Annotated in this window: 19 protein-coding genes; 6 read left to right on the forward strand and 13 right to left on the reverse strand. The window is 68.6% G+C overall.

Annotated elements, in window-relative coordinates; genetic code table 11:
• Positions 1 to 146: 146 nt before the first annotated feature.
• Complete coding sequence (locus ACIBF7_RS29800) at positions 147 to 527, reverse strand: helix-turn-helix domain-containing protein (protein WP_219547975.1); 381 nt, start codon at positions 525 to 527, stop codon at positions 147 to 149.
• 79 nt (positions 528 to 606) lie between these two features.
• Between ACIBF7_RS29800 and ACIBF7_RS29805 the strand changes: the two genes are divergently transcribed.
• Entirely contained in the window at positions 607 to 1,017 is a 411-nt protein-coding gene (locus ACIBF7_RS29805) for a RidA family protein (protein WP_148029823.1), read from the forward strand.
• Here the strand turns inward: ACIBF7_RS29805 and ACIBF7_RS29810 are convergent.
• Positions 960 to 2,582, reverse strand: coding sequence for an MFS transporter (locus tag ACIBF7_RS29810; RefSeq protein WP_364237614.1), 1,623 nt, complete (start codon positions 2,580 to 2,582; stop codon positions 960 to 962). The genes ACIBF7_RS29805 and ACIBF7_RS29810 overlap by 58 nt on opposite strands.
• Before the next feature lie 79 nt (positions 2,583 to 2,661).
• Here ACIBF7_RS29810 and ACIBF7_RS29815 point away from each other — a divergent pair, with 79 nt between their 5' ends.
• Complete coding sequence (locus tag ACIBF7_RS29815) at positions 2,662 to 3,255, forward strand: XRE family transcriptional regulator (protein WP_364237611.1); 594 nt, start codon at positions 2,662 to 2,664, stop codon at positions 3,253 to 3,255.
• 46 nt (positions 3,256 to 3,301) lie between these two features.
• Here ACIBF7_RS29815 and ACIBF7_RS29820 read toward each other — a convergent pair whose 3' ends face one another.
• Positions 3,302 to 4,261: an NAD-dependent epimerase/dehydratase family protein gene (locus tag ACIBF7_RS29820; protein ID WP_364237608.1), complete on the reverse strand. Its 960-nt coding sequence runs from the start codon at positions 4,259 to 4,261 to the stop codon at positions 3,302 to 3,304.
• Positions 4,262 to 4,409: 148 nt separating this feature from the next.
• Between ACIBF7_RS29820 and ACIBF7_RS29825 the strand changes: the two genes are divergently transcribed.
• Positions 4,410 to 5,084: a PIG-L deacetylase family protein gene (locus ACIBF7_RS29825; RefSeq protein ID WP_364237605.1), complete on the forward strand. Its 675-nt coding sequence runs from the start codon at positions 4,410 to 4,412 to the stop codon at positions 5,082 to 5,084.
• A gap of 244 nt (positions 5,085 to 5,328) precedes the next feature.
• Positions 5,329 to 6,210: a glycosyl transferase family 90 gene (locus tag ACIBF7_RS29830; protein ID WP_397198656.1), complete on the forward strand. Its 882-nt coding sequence runs from the start codon at positions 5,329 to 5,331 to the stop codon at positions 6,208 to 6,210.
• 6 nt (positions 6,211 to 6,216) lie between these two features.
• Here the strand turns inward: ACIBF7_RS29830 and ACIBF7_RS29835 are convergent, their stop codons facing one another.
• Genes ACIBF7_RS29835 through ACIBF7_RS29875 form a run of 9 tightly spaced genes read right to left on the reverse strand, consistent with a single transcriptional unit; the run spans position 6,217 to position 14,473 of the window.
• Positions 6,217 to 7,284 carry an alpha-hydroxy acid oxidase gene (locus tag ACIBF7_RS29835; protein ID WP_397198657.1) on the reverse strand — a complete coding sequence of 356 codons (1,068 nt, stop codon included), beginning with the start codon at positions 7,282 to 7,284 and terminating at the stop codon, positions 6,217 to 6,219.
• Positions 7,281 to 7,706 (reverse strand): nuclear transport factor 2 family protein, encoded by a 426-nt coding sequence (locus tag ACIBF7_RS29840; RefSeq protein ID WP_219547965.1) that lies wholly within the window; start codon positions 7,704 to 7,706, stop codon positions 7,281 to 7,283. Before ACIBF7_RS29840 ends, ACIBF7_RS29835 begins: the two co-directional genes overlap by 4 nt.
• Complete coding sequence (locus ACIBF7_RS29845; RefSeq protein WP_397198658.1) at positions 7,699 to 8,397, reverse strand: GNAT family N-acetyltransferase; 699 nt, start codon at positions 8,395 to 8,397, stop codon at positions 7,699 to 7,701. The genes ACIBF7_RS29840 and ACIBF7_RS29845 overlap by 8 nt, the downstream gene beginning before the upstream one ends.
• Entirely contained in the window at positions 8,394 to 9,455 is a 1,062-nt protein-coding gene (locus ACIBF7_RS29850) for an HAD-IIIC family phosphatase (RefSeq protein ID WP_397198659.1), read from the reverse strand. Before ACIBF7_RS29850 ends, ACIBF7_RS29845 begins: the two co-directional genes overlap by 4 nt.
• 18 nt (positions 9,456 to 9,473) lie before the next feature.
• Entirely contained in the window at positions 9,474 to 10,610 is a 1,137-nt protein-coding gene (locus ACIBF7_RS29855) for an acyl-CoA dehydrogenase family protein (RefSeq protein ID WP_397198660.1), read from the reverse strand.
• Positions 10,597 to 10,812, reverse strand: a complete 216-nt coding sequence (locus tag ACIBF7_RS29860) for a phosphopantetheine-binding protein (protein ID WP_219547957.1) — start codon at positions 10,810 to 10,812, stop codon at positions 10,597 to 10,599. Before ACIBF7_RS29860 ends, ACIBF7_RS29855 begins: the two co-directional genes overlap by 14 nt.
• A 35-nt stretch (positions 10,813 to 10,847) precedes the next feature.
• Positions 10,848 to 11,726 carry a 3-hydroxyacyl-CoA dehydrogenase family protein gene (locus ACIBF7_RS29865; RefSeq protein ID WP_219547955.1) on the reverse strand — a complete coding sequence of 293 codons (879 nt, stop codon included), beginning with the start codon at positions 11,724 to 11,726 and terminating at the stop codon, positions 10,848 to 10,850.
• A 31-nt stretch (positions 11,727 to 11,757) separates the two neighbouring features.
• On the reverse strand, positions 11,758 to 12,936 hold the full coding sequence (locus tag ACIBF7_RS29870; RefSeq protein WP_397198661.1) for a hypothetical protein: 1,179 nt from the start codon (positions 12,934 to 12,936) through the stop codon (positions 11,758 to 11,760).
• Position 12,937: 1 nt separating this feature from the next.
• Entirely contained in the window at positions 12,938 to 14,473 is a 1,536-nt protein-coding gene (locus tag ACIBF7_RS29875) for an L-tyrosine/L-tryptophan isonitrile synthase family protein (RefSeq protein ID WP_397198662.1), read from the reverse strand.
• A 270-nt stretch (positions 14,474 to 14,743) separates the two neighbouring features.
• Here ACIBF7_RS29875 and ACIBF7_RS29880 point away from each other — a divergent pair, with 270 nt between their 5' ends.
• Together ACIBF7_RS29880 and ACIBF7_RS29885 are read left to right on the forward strand one after the other, a co-directional pair.
• A complete protein-coding gene (locus ACIBF7_RS29880) occupies positions 14,744 to 15,706 on the forward strand; it encodes a hypothetical protein (RefSeq protein ID WP_397198663.1) in 963 nt (320 codons plus the stop codon).
• Complete coding sequence (locus ACIBF7_RS29885; RefSeq protein WP_397198664.1) at positions 15,696 to 16,595, forward strand: pyridoxal-phosphate dependent enzyme; 900 nt, start codon at positions 15,696 to 15,698, stop codon at positions 16,593 to 16,595. Before ACIBF7_RS29880 ends, ACIBF7_RS29885 begins: the two co-directional genes overlap by 11 nt.
• Before the next feature lie 2 nt (positions 16,596 to 16,597).
• Here the strand turns inward: ACIBF7_RS29885 and ACIBF7_RS29890 are convergent, their stop codons facing one another.
• Complete coding sequence (locus tag ACIBF7_RS29890; RefSeq protein ID WP_271278781.1) at positions 16,598 to 17,887, reverse strand: hypothetical protein; 1,290 nt, start codon at positions 17,885 to 17,887, stop codon at positions 16,598 to 16,600.
• Positions 17,888 to 17,892: the final 5 nt, after the last annotated feature.

Genomic DNA, 17,892 nt, shown 5'->3' on the forward strand with positions numbered 1-17,892 from the left:
GGGCCGTCCGGATCGGCGTGAAGCCGGGGCAGGTTCGAATCCCGCAGCGCGCGGGTGTGGGGCCCCAGTACATCGGAACCCCTGAACCCGCGGGTTCGGGGGTTCCGTCTTGGTGGGGTCCTCTTCAGCAGGACGACCTACGGTGATCACTCCCCGTGCTCGGCGTCGAACGCCTCGCGGGCGCGCTCGACCTCCGGCATGGTGACCGTCGCCCAGCCCAGCAGCGCGTCGACGAGGTCCTGGAGGGTCTTTCCCAACGCGGAGATGCGATATTCGACGGCGACCGGGCGGGTGGCGATCACCACGCGGTCCACCATGCCGTTGCGCTCCAGCCTGCGCAGCGCGGCTGTCAGGGACTTCTGCGAGACCGTGGGGATCACCCGCCGCAGCTCGTTGAAGCGCCGGGGACTTTCACAGAGCCTGTCGAGCACCAGCAGCGACCATTTGTCGAGCACCTGATCCAGCAGCTCCCGATGTTCGCGGGCGATCGGTGGGTGTCCGGCCTGGGCCGCGGTGGTTTCGTTCATGACACCTGGTCTCGTTGAGGTGGCCTTTCTGTACTAGGTATACATGAGATACCTGATTTCGCACAGAGAAGGACATCTCATGACCGTTGAGCTTTTCACCCCAGAAGGCATGTTCCAGCCGGTTCCCTACCACCATGTCTCCGTCTCCACAGGCACGCGACACGTCCACGTCGCCGGCCAGGTCGCGCGAGACGAGCAGGGGAACAAGGTCGCCACGGGCGACTTGGCGGGGCAGATCGCTCACGCTCTGCGCAGCACGGCCCGTGGCCTGGCGGGCGCGGGAGCGAGCTTCTCCGACGTCGTACGCCTCCGGTTCTTCGTCACCGGCTGGCAGCCGGAGAAGTACACCGAGTTCATGGCGGGCATCGAGAGCGTGGTGGACGAACTGGGGATCCCCCAGCCGTTGCCGCCGCTCTCGGCGATCGGCGTGGACTACCTCTTCGAGCCCGACGTGCTGGTGGAGGTGGAGGCGGAAGCAGTCCTCGACTGAAGGGGCCCCTGAGGAAGCCGCGGGGGCGGAGTCTTCGGTCCGCGCAGGGCGATGTAGACGAACAGCGCGCCCATGACGGCGACGCCCGCCCACATGGCCTGCTGCCAGCCGTCGACGAAGGACTGCCGGGCGGCGTGGACCAGGTCCTGCGCGTGCGGGCCCGCGCTGCCGGCCGCCTCGACGGCGTTGGCGACACCTGCGCGCGCGGTGTCCGCGAGACCCTGGGGAATGCCCCGCAGGCGGTCGTCCACGGCGCCGCGGTAGCCGGCGGACAGCAGCGCTCCCAGCAGGGCGACGCCGAGGGCGGTGCCGAACTCGCGGGTGACGTCGTTGAGCGCGGACGCGACACCCTGCTTCTCGCGCGGCAGGGAACTGGTGATGGCCTGGGTGGAGGGGGCCATCGACAGGCCCATGCCGATGCCCATGGCGAACATGCCGGGCAGGATGGTCAGGTAACCGCCGTCGGCGGAGACGAACAGGGCCATGAGGGCCAGGCCGACGGCGGCCGGCGCGATGCCCGCAGCCATGGTCGAGCGGGGGCCGATGCGCGCGGCCAGCTTGGGGGCGAGGCCGGAGGTCGTCATCATCATGACGGCCATGGGCATCAGGGCCAGCGTGGACAGCAGCCCCGACCAGCCGAGCACGGCCTGGAAGAACGGGAAGAGCACCACGGCGATGCCCGCCTGGACGCCGAAGACCACCAGCAGCGTGATCGAGCCGCCGGCCAGTCCACGTTCCCGGAACAGGCGCACGTCCAGCAGCGCGGCGTCCCGGCGGTGCGACTCCCAGGCCACGAAGCCGATCGCGGCGACGAGACCGGCAGCGAGACTGATCAGGGTCGCGGGCGCGGTCCAGCCGCGCTCGGGGCCCTCCTGCAGGACGAATATGAGGCCGGCCACCGCGACCGCGGACACCAGCGCGCCGACGGTGTCGAAACGGTGGGCGGACCTCTCGCGGGAGTCGGGGACCGACTTCAGCGTCATGGCCAGGGCCACGACCGTCAGGACCACGGGCAGGACGAACAGCCACCGCCAGTCGGCGACGTCGACGAGGAGGGCGGAGAGGAACATGCCCAGGATGCCGCCGCCTCCGGCGACGCCAGTCCACACACCGATCGCCGTGCCGCGTTCCTCCTCGGGGAAGGTGGAGGTGATGACGGCGAGAGTGATGGGCATGATCATCGCGGCGCCGATACCACCGGCCACGCGCGCGGCCAGCATCACCTCGGCCGTCGGAGCCAGGCCCGCCGCGACACCGGCGACGCCGAAGACGCCCAGCCCGGCGATCAGCATGGGCTTGCGTCCCAAGCGGTCGCCGATCGCGCCGAGCGGCAGCAGCAGCGCCGCCAGGGCCAGGGTGTAGATGTTGATGATCCACAAAATGGTGTTCTGCGAGGCGCCGAACTCGACGGCCATGTGCGTCTGGGCGACGTTCAGCCCGGACACCGACGCGATGACGGCCATCAGCGCGATGGAGACGGCGATCAGAATGCCGCGCAGCTGACGCGCGTCCGGTGCGCCTCCGCCGCTTCTGTCAGCGGCCTGCGGAGGCTGGTTCGTAGTCATGGATTCCTCTCATCTGGGCATGCGATCTTCCGCACACGACGGTAAGCGTGGCTTGCGGTTGAGGCATACGATGTTGCGTATGACGCAAGAAGGTGGAGAGCTGGACGGCCTCGTACGCAAACGCATCCGCGCTCTGCGGGTCGCTCAGGGCTGGTCCCTGGAAGAGCTGGCCACCCGCGCCAACCTCAGCCAGTCGTCACTGAGCCGCATCGAGAACGGTCAGCGCCGCCTCGCCCTGGACCAGCTCGTCACCCTCGCCCGCGCCCTGGACACCACCCTGGACCAGCTCGTCGAGACCGCCACCGACGACGTCGTCATCAGCCCGATGATCGACGACACTCACAGCCTCATGCGCTGGCCCGTGAAGGGCGACCCGGGCGTGAGCGTCGTACGCCAGCGCATGACCGCGCCACCCGACAGCCCCTCCCGCATGCGTGCCCACCCCGGCCGGGAATGGCTGGTCGTCCTCTCCGGCACCGCGATCCTCATGCTGGGTCACCGGCGCTTCCGTCTTGAGACCAACCAGGCCGCCGAGTTCCCCACCATGCTGCCGCACGCCATCGGCGCCGAAGGCGGACCGTGTGAGATTCTGGGCATCTTCGACCGCGACGCCCGCCGCGGACACCAGCGCGACAACGGCGGCGCCTGCGACACGCCCGGCACCCGCGCATGACGTCGACGACATGCCCGCCTCGTACGGCCGGCCGCGCCGGCGCTTCTCATCCGTCGGCGCGGACCTCGGCGATCACGTCCCGCAGCACGTCGTCCAGAGAGTGCGTCGACCGCCATCCCGTCAGGGACCGCAGGCGCCCGGTGTCCGGCACCCGTTGCAGCGGCTCCTCCGAGTGCGGTCCGTACACCTCCTCGTGCGGGACGAAGACGATTTCCGAGTCCGAGCCCGCGAGCTCGATGACGCGTCTGCCGAGATCCAGGATGCTCGTCTCCTCCGACGACCCGAGGTTGAACGTGCCGCCGATCGACCGCTCGTTCTCCAGCAGCAGGAGCATCGCGGTCACCGCGTCGTTGACATGCAGGAAGCACCGGGTCTGGCTGCCGTCGCCGTAGATGGTGACCGGCTCGTTCGCCACCGCCTGGCGGACCAGCCGGGGCACCACCATGCCGTAGGCCGGGCTCTGCCGGGGGCCCACGGTGTTGAAGAAGCGCACGATGATCGTGTCCAGCCCGCGCTCCCGGTGATAGGCGTTGACCAGGCACTCGTCCACGGCCTTCGCCAGGCTGTAGGACCAGCGGGCGATCTCGGGCCGGCCCAGCACGTGGTTCGCGTCCTCCCGCAACGGCATCTCCCGGCTCTGGCCGTAGACCTCGCTCGTGCTGGCCAGCAGGACCTTCTTGCGAAAGGCGTCGGCCGCCTGCATGACCACCTGCGTGCCGCGCACGTTGGTGATCAGCGAACCGAGCGTCCGGCTCACGATCAGCCGGACGCCGACCGCCGCCGCCAGGTGCACGACCACGTCGCAGCCCTCGACCAGCTCCGCCACCAGCCCTTCGTCCAGCACCGAGCCCTTGACGAAGGTGAAGCACCCGCCGGCCGTGTGCGCGGCGAGGTTGTGGCCGGTGGACAGGTCGTCCAGGACGACCACGGAATGGCCTCGCGCGAGGACCGCTTCGCCGAGATGGGATCCGATGAAGCCGGCCCCTCCAGTGATCAGGTATCTCACGGTTGTTCCTGGCAGAAATGGATGGGCAGCCGTGACGCATACGATTCATAGAGCATAATCGAAATGCTCTGCCGTGGCCTGTGCGCGCCGACCGGAAACTCCCCGGACATTCGGCGGATTACTCAGCGGCCGAAAAGCAGGAGGCGGATTGAGGAGACTGCTGGTGGTCGTCGCGCACGGCGATGACGAGACCCTGGGCGCCGGTGCCACACTCGCGCGGCTGAGCGAAGCGGGCGTGCGCATCCGGCTGTGCGTCCTGACCCGCGACGACAGCTCCCGCGACCCCACCGGGGGCGGCGCCACCGACCGCGCCGGGGCGATCGAGAAGGCCGCAGGCATCCTCGGCATCGAGGAGGTCAGCGTCCACGGCTATGGCGACAACCGGCTCGACCAGGTAGGTCAGCTCGAACTCAACCGTACGATCGAGGCGGAGATCCGGCTCTTCGGCCCGGACACCGTGTTCACCACCAGCCTCAGCGATCTCAACCAGGACCACCGCCTGGTGAGCTCCGCGGTGCGGGTGGCGGCCCGTCCGGGGCGCACCGGCGTCACCGAGATCCGGTGCGCCGAGGTGCGGTCGGCGACCGACTGGGGCGAGGCGTCCGGCCTGCGGCCGGCGTTCTCCCCCAACTGCTGGCAGGTCGTCTCCGAGAAGCATCTCGAACGCAAACTGGCGGCGCTGCGCGCGTACGGCGGGGAGGTGGAGGAATGGCCGCTCCCGCGAAGTGAGAATGGCGTGCGGGTATTGGCCGCATATCGCGGCAGTCAGGTGGCCGCCCCCTTGGCCGAGGCCTTCGAGATAGCGCGCGTCATCCACGATTAGCCGGACCTCTTGATCGGTTCCGTCGGCGGGGTAATCTTCTGTCGTGAGCTCCATGCCTTCGGAAGCGATGGCAGCGATTCGTGCTCGACAGCAGGAGCAGTTCCGGCATCTCGCCAAGAGTGGCTGCGAGAAATCCGTCCTGGACGATTTCGAAGCGTTCCTGGCCGCACCGGGGACGCTGTCCCGCCCGTCATTGATCGTGCGCTGCCGGATCAGCGCTGAAGATCTCGATGTGCGTGTGGTCGTGGACAAACCCATATCGCGGCACAGGCTGACGGATTCCCTCCTGCCCGCCCTGCGGCGCCTGCTCCCCCGGATACGTCACCCCGCGGACTTCTTCGTGCTGCTGAGCGACAGCGTGTACGTCTCCCCTGCCGGCCGGGCCGAGTTCGTCGAGTTCCTCATGAGGGCGCCGCTGCTGAGATGCGACCGGCGTGACGGCGACGACATCAGCTCGCACTCCATCCTCATCCCCGACTTCGCCATTCTCGGGCCCCGGTACGCCGGCGAGCTCGCCGCCATCGCGAAGGCGTCCGCGGCGATCCCGTTCGAGCGGCGCCTCGGCCTGATCAAATGGCGGGGCACGCTGTCGGGTCCCGGATACCCGAACTTCGGCAACCGGCGCGACTTCGCCCGCTACGCGCTGCTGATGGCCTCGCGCAAGCACCCCGAGGTGCTGGACGCGCGCCTCGTCACGTACGACAACCTGACCGACAGCGAGTCCGCGCTCGCGCTGCGACGCCACCTGCGGGAGATGTTCGGCGACCCCGCGGAAGAAGTGCCCGCCGAGGGCTTCGTACGCTACAAGTACCTGATCTCGCTGGACGGCGCGGTGGCGGCGTGGAAACGCGTGCCCACGATCCTGGCTTCGAGATCTGTCCTGCTGCTGCAAGCTCAGTGGAGCCAGTTTTTCTACGCGGGGCTGAAACCGTGGGTCCACTACGCACCCGTCCGGCATGACCTGTCGGATCTGCTGAAAGTCCATGAACGGCTGGCCGAGCATCCGGAGGAGGCGGAGGCGATCGCCGACAACGGGCAGCGCTTCGCTGGGGAGATACTGCACCCGGCCGCGCTGGACACCTTCTTCGTCCACGTCGTCAACAGGTGCGGCGAGCTGTGCGGCTGACACGCCTCACACGCGGACGACGGCCGACCCGTTCGCCCTGATCTCGCCGATGCTGCGGCAGCCGGCGATCCGCATCGCGATGCGCAGCTCCTCGACCAGGAGGCCGACCGCGTCGACGACCCCTCGCTCCCCGCCGGCCGCCAGCGCCCACATCACCGGCCTGCCGAGCAGGACGCCGTCGGCTCCCAGGGCGATCGCCTTGAGGACGTCGGTGCCCCGCCGGAATCCGCTGTCGATCAGCAGGCCGGTGCGCTTCCCGACGGCCGCGGCGATCTCGGGAAGCATCCTGATGGTCGACTCCGTCGTGTCCAGTTGCCTGCCCCCGTGGTTGGACAGGATGAGCGCGGCCACCTCCAGGTCCAGGGCCGGCGGGACGTCGAGCGGGTTCATGATGCCCTTGAGCACGACGGGCAGCGCGGTCTGTCCGCGCAACCACTCGACGTCGCTCCACGTCAGCGCGGGATCGAGGTCCGCGCCGACCGAGTGGATGGGGTTGTCGTGCACGACCACGTTCCGCCGCGCGAAATTGGCGGCGACCACGTCCGCCGGGAGGGCGAACCGGTTGCGGACGTTCCTGTAGCGCCTTCCGGTGACCGGACATCCCACGGTCAGGACGATCGCCTTGTATCCCGAGCCTTCGGCCCGCTGAATCAGCTCCTTCGTGAGCGCCCTGTCCTTGAAGATGTACGTCTGGAACCAGAGGTGCTCGTTGCCGGAATCCCTGGCGACGTCCTCCATCGCGACACTGGACATCGAGCTCACGATCATCGGGATGTCCAGGGCCTTCGCGGCTCTCGCGGCCGAGACCTCCCCGCTCTCGTGGACGAGCCGGTGAAAGGCCGTCGGGCTGAACCCGACGGGAAAGCCGAACGAATGCCCCAGCAGGCCGGTCCGCAGGTCGAGGTCGGCGACGTCACGCAGGCACAGGGGCAGCAGCCGGATCCCGTCCAGGTCGCGGCGGTTGGCCCGGCTGGTGATCTCGTCGCAGGCGCCGCCGTCGATGTAGTCGAAGACGCCGGCCGGCAACCGCTCCCTTGCCAAGGTCCGGAAATCGTCGAGGCTGGGCGGTGTCATGGCGGGGGCGGGCCCTCGTCGACGGGGGCCCAGTCGCCGTGCCGGTGCACGATCTTCCACGTGCCGTCCTCACGCCGGTAGACGTGGGTGACCCGGATCGTCATCGGCTCGGCGGGCCGCCCGTCCACGGACGCGGTGAAGCGTTCGCACCCCACGGTGTAGGCGAGGTCGCCGACGATGTCGACGACCTCCACGTCGAAGCTGAGGTCACCGCACCGGGAGAACCTCGACCCCACCCAGTGGTAGACCCGGTTGAGCTCGGCGGATCCCGTGGTGCACGACCCCCAGGCGCCGAAGAGGCTCAGCGGGTCCCGCGTCGACCACATGCTCATGAACGGCGCCTGGTCTCCCGAGAACAGCGCTCTCATCGCCTCGGTCTGGCGGGCGAGGGTGTCCGCGCGAAAGTCGTCGAGCTCACCCATGGGGCCTCCCGAGGCGGGACTTTCCTACAGCCGGGAAGTTATACCGGCGGGTGACCCGTGTAAACGGGTCACCCGCCGGGGAAGTCCCGACGCTTATCATGTCCTCGGTATAACCGAGCTTCCGCAACAGCCTGTCCCTTACTCCGGGCCATTCACACCGGATAATGCTGTAGAGGACGGAATCCCTGACCCGGCCGTCGTCGTAGATCATGTGCTGACGGATCACGCCTTCCTGCACGGCTCCCAGAATCTTCATGGCGGCCCTCGAACTCAGGTTGTACGGGTCGGTGATCAGCTCCACCCGGTTGACCGACAACCTTTCGAAGGCGTACGTCAACGTCAGCAGCCTGACCTCCGAATTGATGAGCGTTCCCCGGGCGCTGCCCGTGTACCACGTCGAGCCGAGGGCGAGGCGGCGGTGCTCGGGAGCCATGTCGTAGTACCGCGTCGATCCGACGATCCTGTCGTCCGCCCGGCGCCGGACCGCGAACGGGTAGAGCTCCCCCTTCGCGTTCCGTTCGACGGAGTAGTCGAACCAGTCGTCGAAGTCGGACCCTCGTACGGTGGTGAAGTACGTCCAGATGCTCTGGTCGTCGCCGGCGGCGGCCCGCAACGGCTCCCGATGCCGCATCGCCAACGGCTCCAGCACGACGCGGGGCCCGGAGAACGTGCCGGGCCGGGCGAATCTCATCCGCCTCCCCTCCCTCGCTGACTGGTCCTGACCTCGACGTAGTGCGGGAACGGACGGACGACGCCCGGGTCGTGGTCCAGCAGCACCACGTCGCCCGACGCGGCCACTTCCCGGAATCCGTGGAACCTGTAGGTCAGGTACATCATGCGATTGCGTTCGTTGGCCACGAAGTCCGCCCGCAGCCGGACGCCCTGGCGCCGGGCCGACCGCACGATGTGGCTCAGCATGATCCCGCCCACTCCGCGGGTGATGACGCGGCAGGACATGACGAGCAACTTCACCAGCCAGGCGTCCGGACCCCGCTCGACCAGCGCCAGGCCGACGGTCCCGCTGGACCCGTACCGATCTTCCAGCTCGGCGACCAGCAGGAGGTGATCGGGCGAGTCCTTGAGATCGTTCAGCTCCTCGTACGCGTAGTGGCGGCCGGTCGTGTTGAGCTGGCTGGTCCTCAGCGTGAGTTCCTCCGCCCGGCGCAGGTCGAGCTCCCCGGCCGGGCGGATCGTCATGCGCATGCCGAGCGTCTCCAGGAACTTCTCGCGGCTGCCCGGGGACTCGTTCTCGGCCCGGTTGCGCTGGATGTCGGCCTGGCACATCTGCCGCCGCCTCCTCGACTCGTCGGTGACGAACCGGGGTCGCATCCGGGGCATGTCCAGCAACCCGCCGAGGTCGGCGGCGTCGATCACGCTCACCTGAGGCAGGGCGTACCGCACCTCGTCCCGTTCGAACGCCTGATCGTCGACGAGGGCGAGGGTGTCCAGGCCGATGCCGAGCTCGCGGGCGATGATCCTGATCGACGCCGACTTGTCGGCCCAGCCGATCTGCGGATGCAGGAAGAACTCGGCGAGACCGAACTCGGTGACCTTCGCCCACGCCAGGTCGTGGTCGTTCTTGCTGGCGACGGACTGCAGGATGCCTCGGTCGTCGAGCTCGCCGACGACGGATCTGACGCCGGGCGCGAGGACCAGGTCGTCGCCTTCGAGCAGGGTGCCCTGCCACAACGTGTCGTCGAGGTCCCAGACGACGCACTTGATGCCCGGCCCCTGCCGCTCAGCCCGCATGCTCACACTCCGTCGCCGTCATCGCAGGTACGGCCGCTGGAAGGCGTAGTCCGCGAGGGTCACCTGGTGGATCTCGTGGGTCCCCTCGACGATCCCCATGACGGTGGCGTCACGCAGATACCGGGCGACCGGGTAGTCCGTGGTGCAGCCGTTCGCCCCGTGGAGGTGGACCGCGTCGTTGGCGACCCGGATCGCCGCCTCGGCCGCGTGGTACTTCGCCAGCGCGGTCTCCATGACGGCGCGCGGGTCGCCCGTCTCCCGCAGGCATGCGCTCCGGTAGCAGACCGCCTGGGCGGCGGTGTGCGCGACCAGCATGTCGGTGAGGTGCCGGCGGACGAGCTGGTGGTCTTTCAGCGTGCGGTCCCCCTGGGTGCGCTGCCCGGTGTACGAGACGCAGGCGTCCAGGCATCCCTGGATGATTCCGGTGCTCCCCCAGGCGACCGAGAACCGCCCGTGGTCGAGCGCCAGGTTGGCGACGAAGCCGAGTCCCGCGCCCGTGGGCCCCACCTGGTGCGATCTCGGGACCCGGACGTCGTCCAGCCGGACCTCGGCCGGCATCGACCCCCGGGTGCCGAAGATGTCCGTGACCGGTGTCACGGTGAGGCCGTCACTGTGCCGGTCCACCACGAGCGCGACCGGCTCGCGTTCGCAGTGCGCGAAGACCAGGAACAGGTCGGCGATCTGCCCGAAAGTGATCCACTTCTTCGTGCCGGTGACCAGGTAGCCGTCGCCCACCTCCACCGCCCGCGTCCCGATCGCCCGGGTCGCGCTGCCGGCGCCGGGCTCGCTCAGCGCGAAGGCGATGATCTTGCGGCCGGTGCAGAGCTCCGGCAGCCATCGCTGCCGCTGATGCCGGTCGCCCAGCGCGGTGAGCGCCTGCGCCGCCATGTTGTGCACCGTCATCAGGCTGCGCACGGACGAGCACGCTTTGCCGATCTCCTCGGTGACCAGGCCGTAGCTGACCGGATCGAGCTCACCGCCGCCCCACCGCGCGGGCAGGGCGGCCCCCAGGTAGCCCTCCTCGCGCATCGCGGCCAGGACGGAAGCGGGAGTGGCCTGCTGCCGGTCGATCTGGTCCGCCAGCGGGGCGATCCGCTCGGCGGCGAACCGCCGCGCCCTGTCGCGCCACCCGGCCTGGACGTCAGTCAGCCGCATGGCCGGGCCCGGGTGGCGGCTGCGTCTTCCTCAGGACGAACGCCGTCAGAGCATCGATCGAGGAGAAGTTGACGATGTCCAGATCTTCCCGCTCCGCCTTGATCGAGAACTCGTTCTCGACGAACTGGACGAGCTGCAGGGCGAACAGGGAGTTGACGAGCCCCAGCTCGAACAGGTCGTCCCCGTCTCCGACCTCCTCCATGATCGCCTGTCTGAGGTAGCTTCTGACCCTGGCTTTCACGTCCATCGGAGCCCCTGCTGTCCGGAGTAGTCGAAGAAGCCCTTGCCTGACTTCCGTCCGCGCAGGCCCGCGTCGACCATCTGCCTCAGCAGCGGGCACGCGCGGAACCTGCCGTCCCCGTAGCTCTCGTTCAGTACGTCGAGCGTACGGAGGACCGTGTCCAGGCCGATCAGGTCGGCGGTCGCCAGCGGTCCCATCTCGTGGGCCAGGCACTTGACGAAGATCTCGTCGACGTCGGCCGGGGTGGCGACCCTGTCGTGCACGACGCTGATCGCTTCGTTGATGGCCAGCATGAGAACGCGGTTGGACACGAAGCCTGGCATGTCGTTGGTGACGACCCCCCGCTTGCCCAGCCCGCCGAGGAAGCCCTGGACCGCCTCCACGGTCGCGTCGCTGGTGTGCCAGCCCTTGACGACCTCCACGACGGGCTTCCGGAAGACGGGGTTCATGAAGTGCACCCCGATGACGCGGTCGGGCCGCCGCGTCGCGCCGGCCAGGCGGGTGATCGAGATCGCGGAGGTGTTGGCCGCCAGGATGCGGTCCGGCGGGCAGATCCGGTCGAGCCGGGTGAAGACCTCCTCCTTGATCGGCCGGCTCTCCGTGCTGTTGTCCACGACGAGGTCGATGTCGGCCAGGAGGCCGTAGTCGGTCGTGCAGTCGATCCGCGACAGGATGCCGGCATGGCTGGCCTCGCGCACCCCGGCATCGAACAGGGACGCGTACCTCAGGTTCTCGCCGATGGCCGACCGCGCCCGGTCCAGGATCCCGGTCTCGACGTCCACCAGGACCACCCGGTGCCCGGCCTGGGCGAGGCACTGCGCGACCTCGGTCCCGATGGTCCCCGCACCGATGACGCCGACGTTCGGAAACTCCATGGCGACTCCCCTGCCTGTACGTCGAGCCCGCTCAGGCGGTCAGCCCGAGGTCCCGGTGGACGATGCGCTCGATGGCGCCGGCGCCGTCGAAGTCCAGCTCCGCACGCCGATCGGGTACGCCACGGCCGATCGAGCCGATGGCCCGGGCGAACATCCCCGGCAGTTCGGAGAGGTCGAGCGACACCTCGAGGTCCACGAACTGCCGCAACCGGGCCGCATGACGGTATTGCTCATCGCGCCGATCCCTCCAGAACGGGAAGCAGAGAATGCGGGCGTTCCCCTGCAGCGCCTCCAGGAGCGAGTTGTAGCCGCCCGAGGAGATCACCAGGTCCGCGCCGGCGTGGAGAAAGGGCATCTCGTGGGTCTCCTTGTGGAGGCGCAGGTTGCCTGTTTCGACGAGGTCGCGGTGCCGCCGCGGCCAGGCGATGTTCGACCGGGGCCCCCGGACGATGTCGAAGGTGACGTCCGGGTACGCGCGGACGAGCTCCAGACAGCTCTCGATCAGCGGCTCGCCGAGCTGGCCGCCGCCGGCCGAGGCGACCACCCAGAGGTCGCCGTCCTTCAGGCCGCGGTCCTCGCGGACTGTCTTGACCGTGTCGTGCGGCACGCCGTCCGCGACATAACCGGTGTGGACCGTCTTCCCGCGGATCGCGGGCCCGAGGTTGTACTGCGCCGCGAAGTCGAAGACCTTGCGATCGGTGGCGACCAGGATCCGGTGATAGTACGCGTCCAGATACCGGCCGGCCTTCCCGCCGAAGACCAGCCGGCGCAGGTTCGCGGTCTCGTTCAGCACGCCTCTCGTCACCAGGTACTTGAGGCATCGCGTGTCCTCGATGACCTCCGCGAGCTCCTCCCCCGCGCCCAGCGGAAGATGGTCGACGAAGATGACGTCGGGCTCGAACGCCTCCACGACCGCCGTCAGGATCGCCTTCCGCAGCCGGACGGCGCCGGCTTCGTCCAGGACGACGAACGGCCGCCGGTCCCAGTAACGCGCCTTGTCCTCCAGGAGGCTGTCCCAGCTCGGCAGGTGGACGTACTCGCACTCCTCCGGCACGAACCAGTGCGCCGCTGACCGGTGACCGGTGACGATGAGGCACGAAAGACGCCCTTGGAGCCTTCTGGCCAGGCAACCGAGTCTTCTCAGATGCCCGATGCCGGTGCCCCTGTCGTAGACGAAGAAGATCGCCCTCTTGCCCGGGCGGTTCGACACGCTAGTTCGTCCTCCTGCGTACGAGTGACCTCCGGACGACGGCGAGGAAGTCGTCCATGTCGGCGAACGTGACGTCCGGGTAGATGTAGAAGAGAGGCTGACCGGCCAGGGCCAGCGCGTCGTCCACGCCGCGCACGCGCACCGGGATGGCGCCGGCTCCCTCCAGGGCGAGGACCGGAAGGGTGCAGAGCTTGACGTCCTTCCTCCTGGTGAGCTTGAACACCGCTGCCCCCGCCCACGCCTGGACCCTGATCCCGGCGGCGATCGGCGTCGACAACGCCAGCTGGCCCGCCTTCGCGTGGATGGTCCAGCGAAGATGGCCTGGCAGACAGGTCAAGATGGGATCTTCCGCGAGCTCCCGGTCGCTCTTGATCTCGGCCATGTAGTCGATCGCACAGCCCCAGGACTCCCTCAGCATCATCTGCCTCAGGCACTCCTTCACCCGATCCGTCGGCGCGAGCCCCGCGCGGGCGTCGATGCGGACGCCGGCGAGTTCGTCGGGCGGGATCGCCACATACGGTTCGAAGATGTGCGCTGTCAGGTCGCGGTAGAGAGCGTGGCGGGCATCGGCCGGCAGGGGGTCGAACATGGTGAGCGAGTCGTATTTGATCGTGTAGATCAGGGATTTCAGCAGGGAGACGAACCGGCCCTCGGCATTGGCGTATTCCGGATCGGGCTCGACCCGGGCGGCCATGGTCATGGCGGACACCATGTCGTTCGGATCGAATACCGACCACAGCACCCGGCCGTACTCCGTGCGCGCTCCGGCGGCGATCGCGCTTTTCCGCCGCCGGTCACCGGCCGGCATCGAGTCCCGGAGCAGCGACCGGTAGTCGAGGATGGTGATGTGCTCGTCGAGCCGTAACCGTTCGACCCAGACGCCCAGACGATTCCAGTAGCGCTCGACGACGCTGTCCGGCTCGTTCACGAGCTTGTTGTAGCGGCTCCCGTCGGAAACGACCGTGAATCGCGCCAGAGGCCCTTGGAGATCAGGTCTCGCCGCCCGATAGATCTGCTCGACCGTCGACACGATCTCGTTGAGACCGAGGAGGAAATTGAGCTCGGCCAGGTCGGGCAGCCGGCCGCGGGTCTTGAGTGGTGAGGAGAATTTGAACGGCAGCGCCGGAATGACCATCTCGATGGGAGAACCGGCCTCGACCCGCTCCGCCACAGTGCCACACAGCAGCTCTCTGGAGCAGCTCCGCAACGGCTCGGCGCGATACTGCCGGTCGAACATGACTTCCGTGATGACCTGAGCTGTTCCGACCTGGCGTGGATCGGCCAGCCCGTAATCCTGGTAATTATCGCGCGCCCTCGACCGTGCGGCGGCGGCCCGATGCCCGGAGAAGACGTCGCAGGCTTCACGCAGGGCGGGAATCAGCCGGTCGTGGACGGCCTCGGCGTCGATATGCAGCGTCTTCGCGACGAACCGGTCCTCGTCGTAGAGTTCGAGCCGCGGATCGCCGGCGAGTTCGTGCATGAAATGCGAACTGATCACGGCCTCTTGGATCTTGTCGAGGCCGACCTGGTAGGACACCTGTTCCGGATAAGGAGCCCGGGGAAACTTCATGGCGCCAGATCGCCGCATATCCGGTCCATGTGCCGACGCCCCCTCAGCTAATACCGGCCACCTCGACGGGGCCTCGGTGCTGAAATGTCTTTCGGGACCATCCGCCGCGGGCGGAACATGGCTGAACCACTACTATCACAGCCCTATCCGGCCAACAAGCAGTCATTTCCGTGGCCGCGCCGCTCCGAGATCATCCGAACGGCCCGGCCATTGACGACGGCCCCGCCAGATCGGTTCATGTCGCTTGACGTGCGCGAAGACGTGTGTCGATACTGCGATATGCGGAGCTTCGACCAGGTGACCGTCTACGAACACAGGGCCTGGAAGGGGTTCCTGCTTCCGGCCGTTCTTCCGGGCGCGCGCCGCATCACCGCCGGCCTCGGAGAGGGATTCCAGGATGTGCTTTCACGAATACCGGCCGGCTGCCGGTTATTCGTGTTCCATATCAACCTGACGCTTTCCGCCCGGGTGCCGTTCGACCGGGAAAAACTCGTCGGAGAACTGCGGGCCCGCGGCGTCACGGTTCGAAACGCCGGGATCACCGACATCTCGAAGCGCGCCGTCCAACGAGCCTGCGCCCGGGCCGGGGTCGCCACGGCCACGGCACCCCGCCAGGGCGATCCCGGCGAACCGCTGCTGGTCAAAACGAACTGCAACTACCACGGCGTTCGAGAATGCGAACTGACGCTTCCGCAGCGGCGAATGCTCGGATACGAGGCACCGCACGACATGCCGTCCTCCAGAGCGGAGGGCGAATATCGGGTGATGAGGCGCGACGAAGTTCCCCCAGCCATCTGGGCCTCGCCGCACTGGGTCGTCGAGCGGTACATCACCAATGCGGCCCATCGTTTCCATCGTGTCTATCTCGCGGGTGAGGCCATGGTCGTGTCGCGGGTGCACGACTCGGCGGTCTTCAAGAAGATGCCGGTGGGCATCACGCGCGAGAGCTACTACCTGAAGACGTCCGACGCCGGCCGCCCGGCGGCGCTCCCGGCGGACGTCGCCGGCGCCGCGGCGATCTCCGCCCGCGTCTCGGACACCGCGCGGGTGGAGTACGGAGCTTTCGACCTGGTCAGCGACGATAACGGCGATCTCTACCTGATCGACGTCAACACGACGCCGTCCTGGGGTGACGGAGGACATCCCGACCTGCTCGCCTATCTCGGGGCGGGTCTCGTACGGAATCCCGATGGAGGATAGGCGGGAGACGGCGCTGATCCGGCTGCCCTGCCTGGAGGAGCGGCTGCGCCTGCCCCACGTCTATGCCAAGTGCGAGATGGGGAACCCGACGGGGACGCACAAGGACAGGATCGCGGGCGGGCTGGTGCTCGCCGCGATCCGCGACGGAGCGGCCGGCGTCACGGCCGGCAGCTGCGGCAACCTCGGGGTGGCCCTGAGCCGGGCGAGCCGCGCGCGCGGACTGCCGTGCACGGTTTTCGTGCCGATCCGGTACCACCACACCCGCTCAGAAGAGATGACCGGCCTCGGAGCCGTGGTGATCGCCCAGGGGGACAACTACGAGGCGGCGGTCAGGGCCAGCCGGAGCTTCGCCAGGAAGCGCCGGCTGTTCGACGCCAACCCCGTCGGCCGTGGGGGGAGGATCGCGATCCTGGCGTACGGGGCGATCGTCGACGAGCTGATGGCGCAGTGCCCGGTGCCGCTGGGGTCGATCTGGCTGCCCGTCGGCAACGGCACGTGCGCGGCCGGGCTGCACGCCCGGCTCCGGCACCACGGCGTCGAGGTGCGCATCGGCGTGGTGGGAAGCGCCGGGAACACCGCCCTGACGGCGAGCCTCGCCAGCGGCCGCCTGGTCGAGCTCGACGCAGCGCGGCTGCTGGAGACGGAGGTGAACGAGCCGCTCGTCAACTGGTCCTCGTTCCACGCCCGCGAGGCGATGGACGCGGTCCTGGGCACGGGGGGCCACTTCTGCGACGCGACGGACGAACAACTGGTCCTGGCCAGTGACGGCATGTTCAGGCACGCCGGTCTCCGCGTGTCCCCGGCGGGCGCGGCCGGTCTGGTGGGCCTGCGGGCCTTCGCCTCACAGCTCGACCGGGCGTCGGCGCACGTGGTGGTTCTCACCGGTTGAGCTCACAGGAACCGCCGGAGCTTGCCGCCCGGCAGGTTGATGGCCGGGACGTTGACGAGCTCGAACCTGGCGCCGGGGAAGCGCCCGCGCAAGACCGCGGCCAGGGCGGTGTCACCGCCGGGCCGGCCCACCCAGGAGATCACGATCCGATGGTCCTCGCCCGGCGCGACCTGGAACTGCTTCACCGGAGGATCGGCCGCCGCGACCGCCGCGCCGATCTCCTCGGCGGTGATCGAGCCGGTGCCGTCCCCGTAGGCGGCCCGCTCGCGTCCGGGCATGGCGACGATGGTCTGGCCGTCGTGGCCGCAGCCGCACTCGCCCGAGGTCACCGTCGCCCTGTCGCCGATGCGGTAGCGGATGAAGGCGTGGCGCCAGTTGAGCGCGTTGGTGATCAGCAACTGCCCCGTCCCCGTCGGGCCGAGGCTTCCGTCGCCCGCCTCCACCTCGACCGTCAGATGATCCGTCACCACGTGCATGCCGGTGCGATGCCGGCACTCGTACGCGATCAGGCCCGCCTCGCTGGCGGCGTACGCGTCGAGCACAGAGCATCCGAGCCCGGCCTCGATGCGCGCGCGGTCGTCGGGGTAGAGGTTCTCGCCGCTGCACACCACGTAGGCCGGGGCGATGCGCCCGCCTCCGTCGTGCGCGCCGTCCAGCTCGATGAGATCCAGCAGCACCGAGGGCTTGGCGTGCAGCAGGGCGATCCGTGCGCGGCGGAGGTGCTCGACGAGCGCGACGTCGGTCATCTCGTCGCGGCCCAGGATCAGCCTCCGCAGGATCGCGCCGTCCAGGGCGGGCATCACGACCGAGGTACGGAGATCGCGCGGTGAGTCGGAGATCACGAAGACCGAGGGTTCGCCCGGGACCAGGGACGAGAAGAAGGCGGGCAGCACCGTCGAGAAGCGCAGGTAGCTCGCGTGGTTGAGATCGAAGAAGCTCGGCAGGTCCCAGGCGACGCGAAGGGTCCGGCCGAAGGTGCCGTTCGTGGAGATCCGGAGGAACTCGCCGCGAGGATCCTCGAAGTCGGTGCTGATGAAGTCGAGGCGCCTGTCGTCGTGGTCGGCCCGATCGATGACCGGGAACCGGTCCAGATCCCGCACCGCGCCCTGGAAGAGGTTCCGATAATGGGGGACCGCGGCCGAGCACTCCGCCAGGAACGCCCGCTTCAGGTCTCGGCAGGTCAGCCGTTCCACCCACAAGGGGTACGCCTCGAGTGCCAGTCCGAGATTGACGCGGGCGTTCTCGCGCGAAGTCTCGTCCGCGGTGAGATCGTCTCGCTGGATCGCCGGCATGTGGC

The organism is Nonomuraea sp. NPDC050478, from assembly GCF_044458265.1.
GTDB classification, from domain to species: domain Bacteria; phylum Actinomycetota; class Actinomycetes; order Streptosporangiales; family Streptosporangiaceae; genus Nonomuraea; species Nonomuraea ferruginea.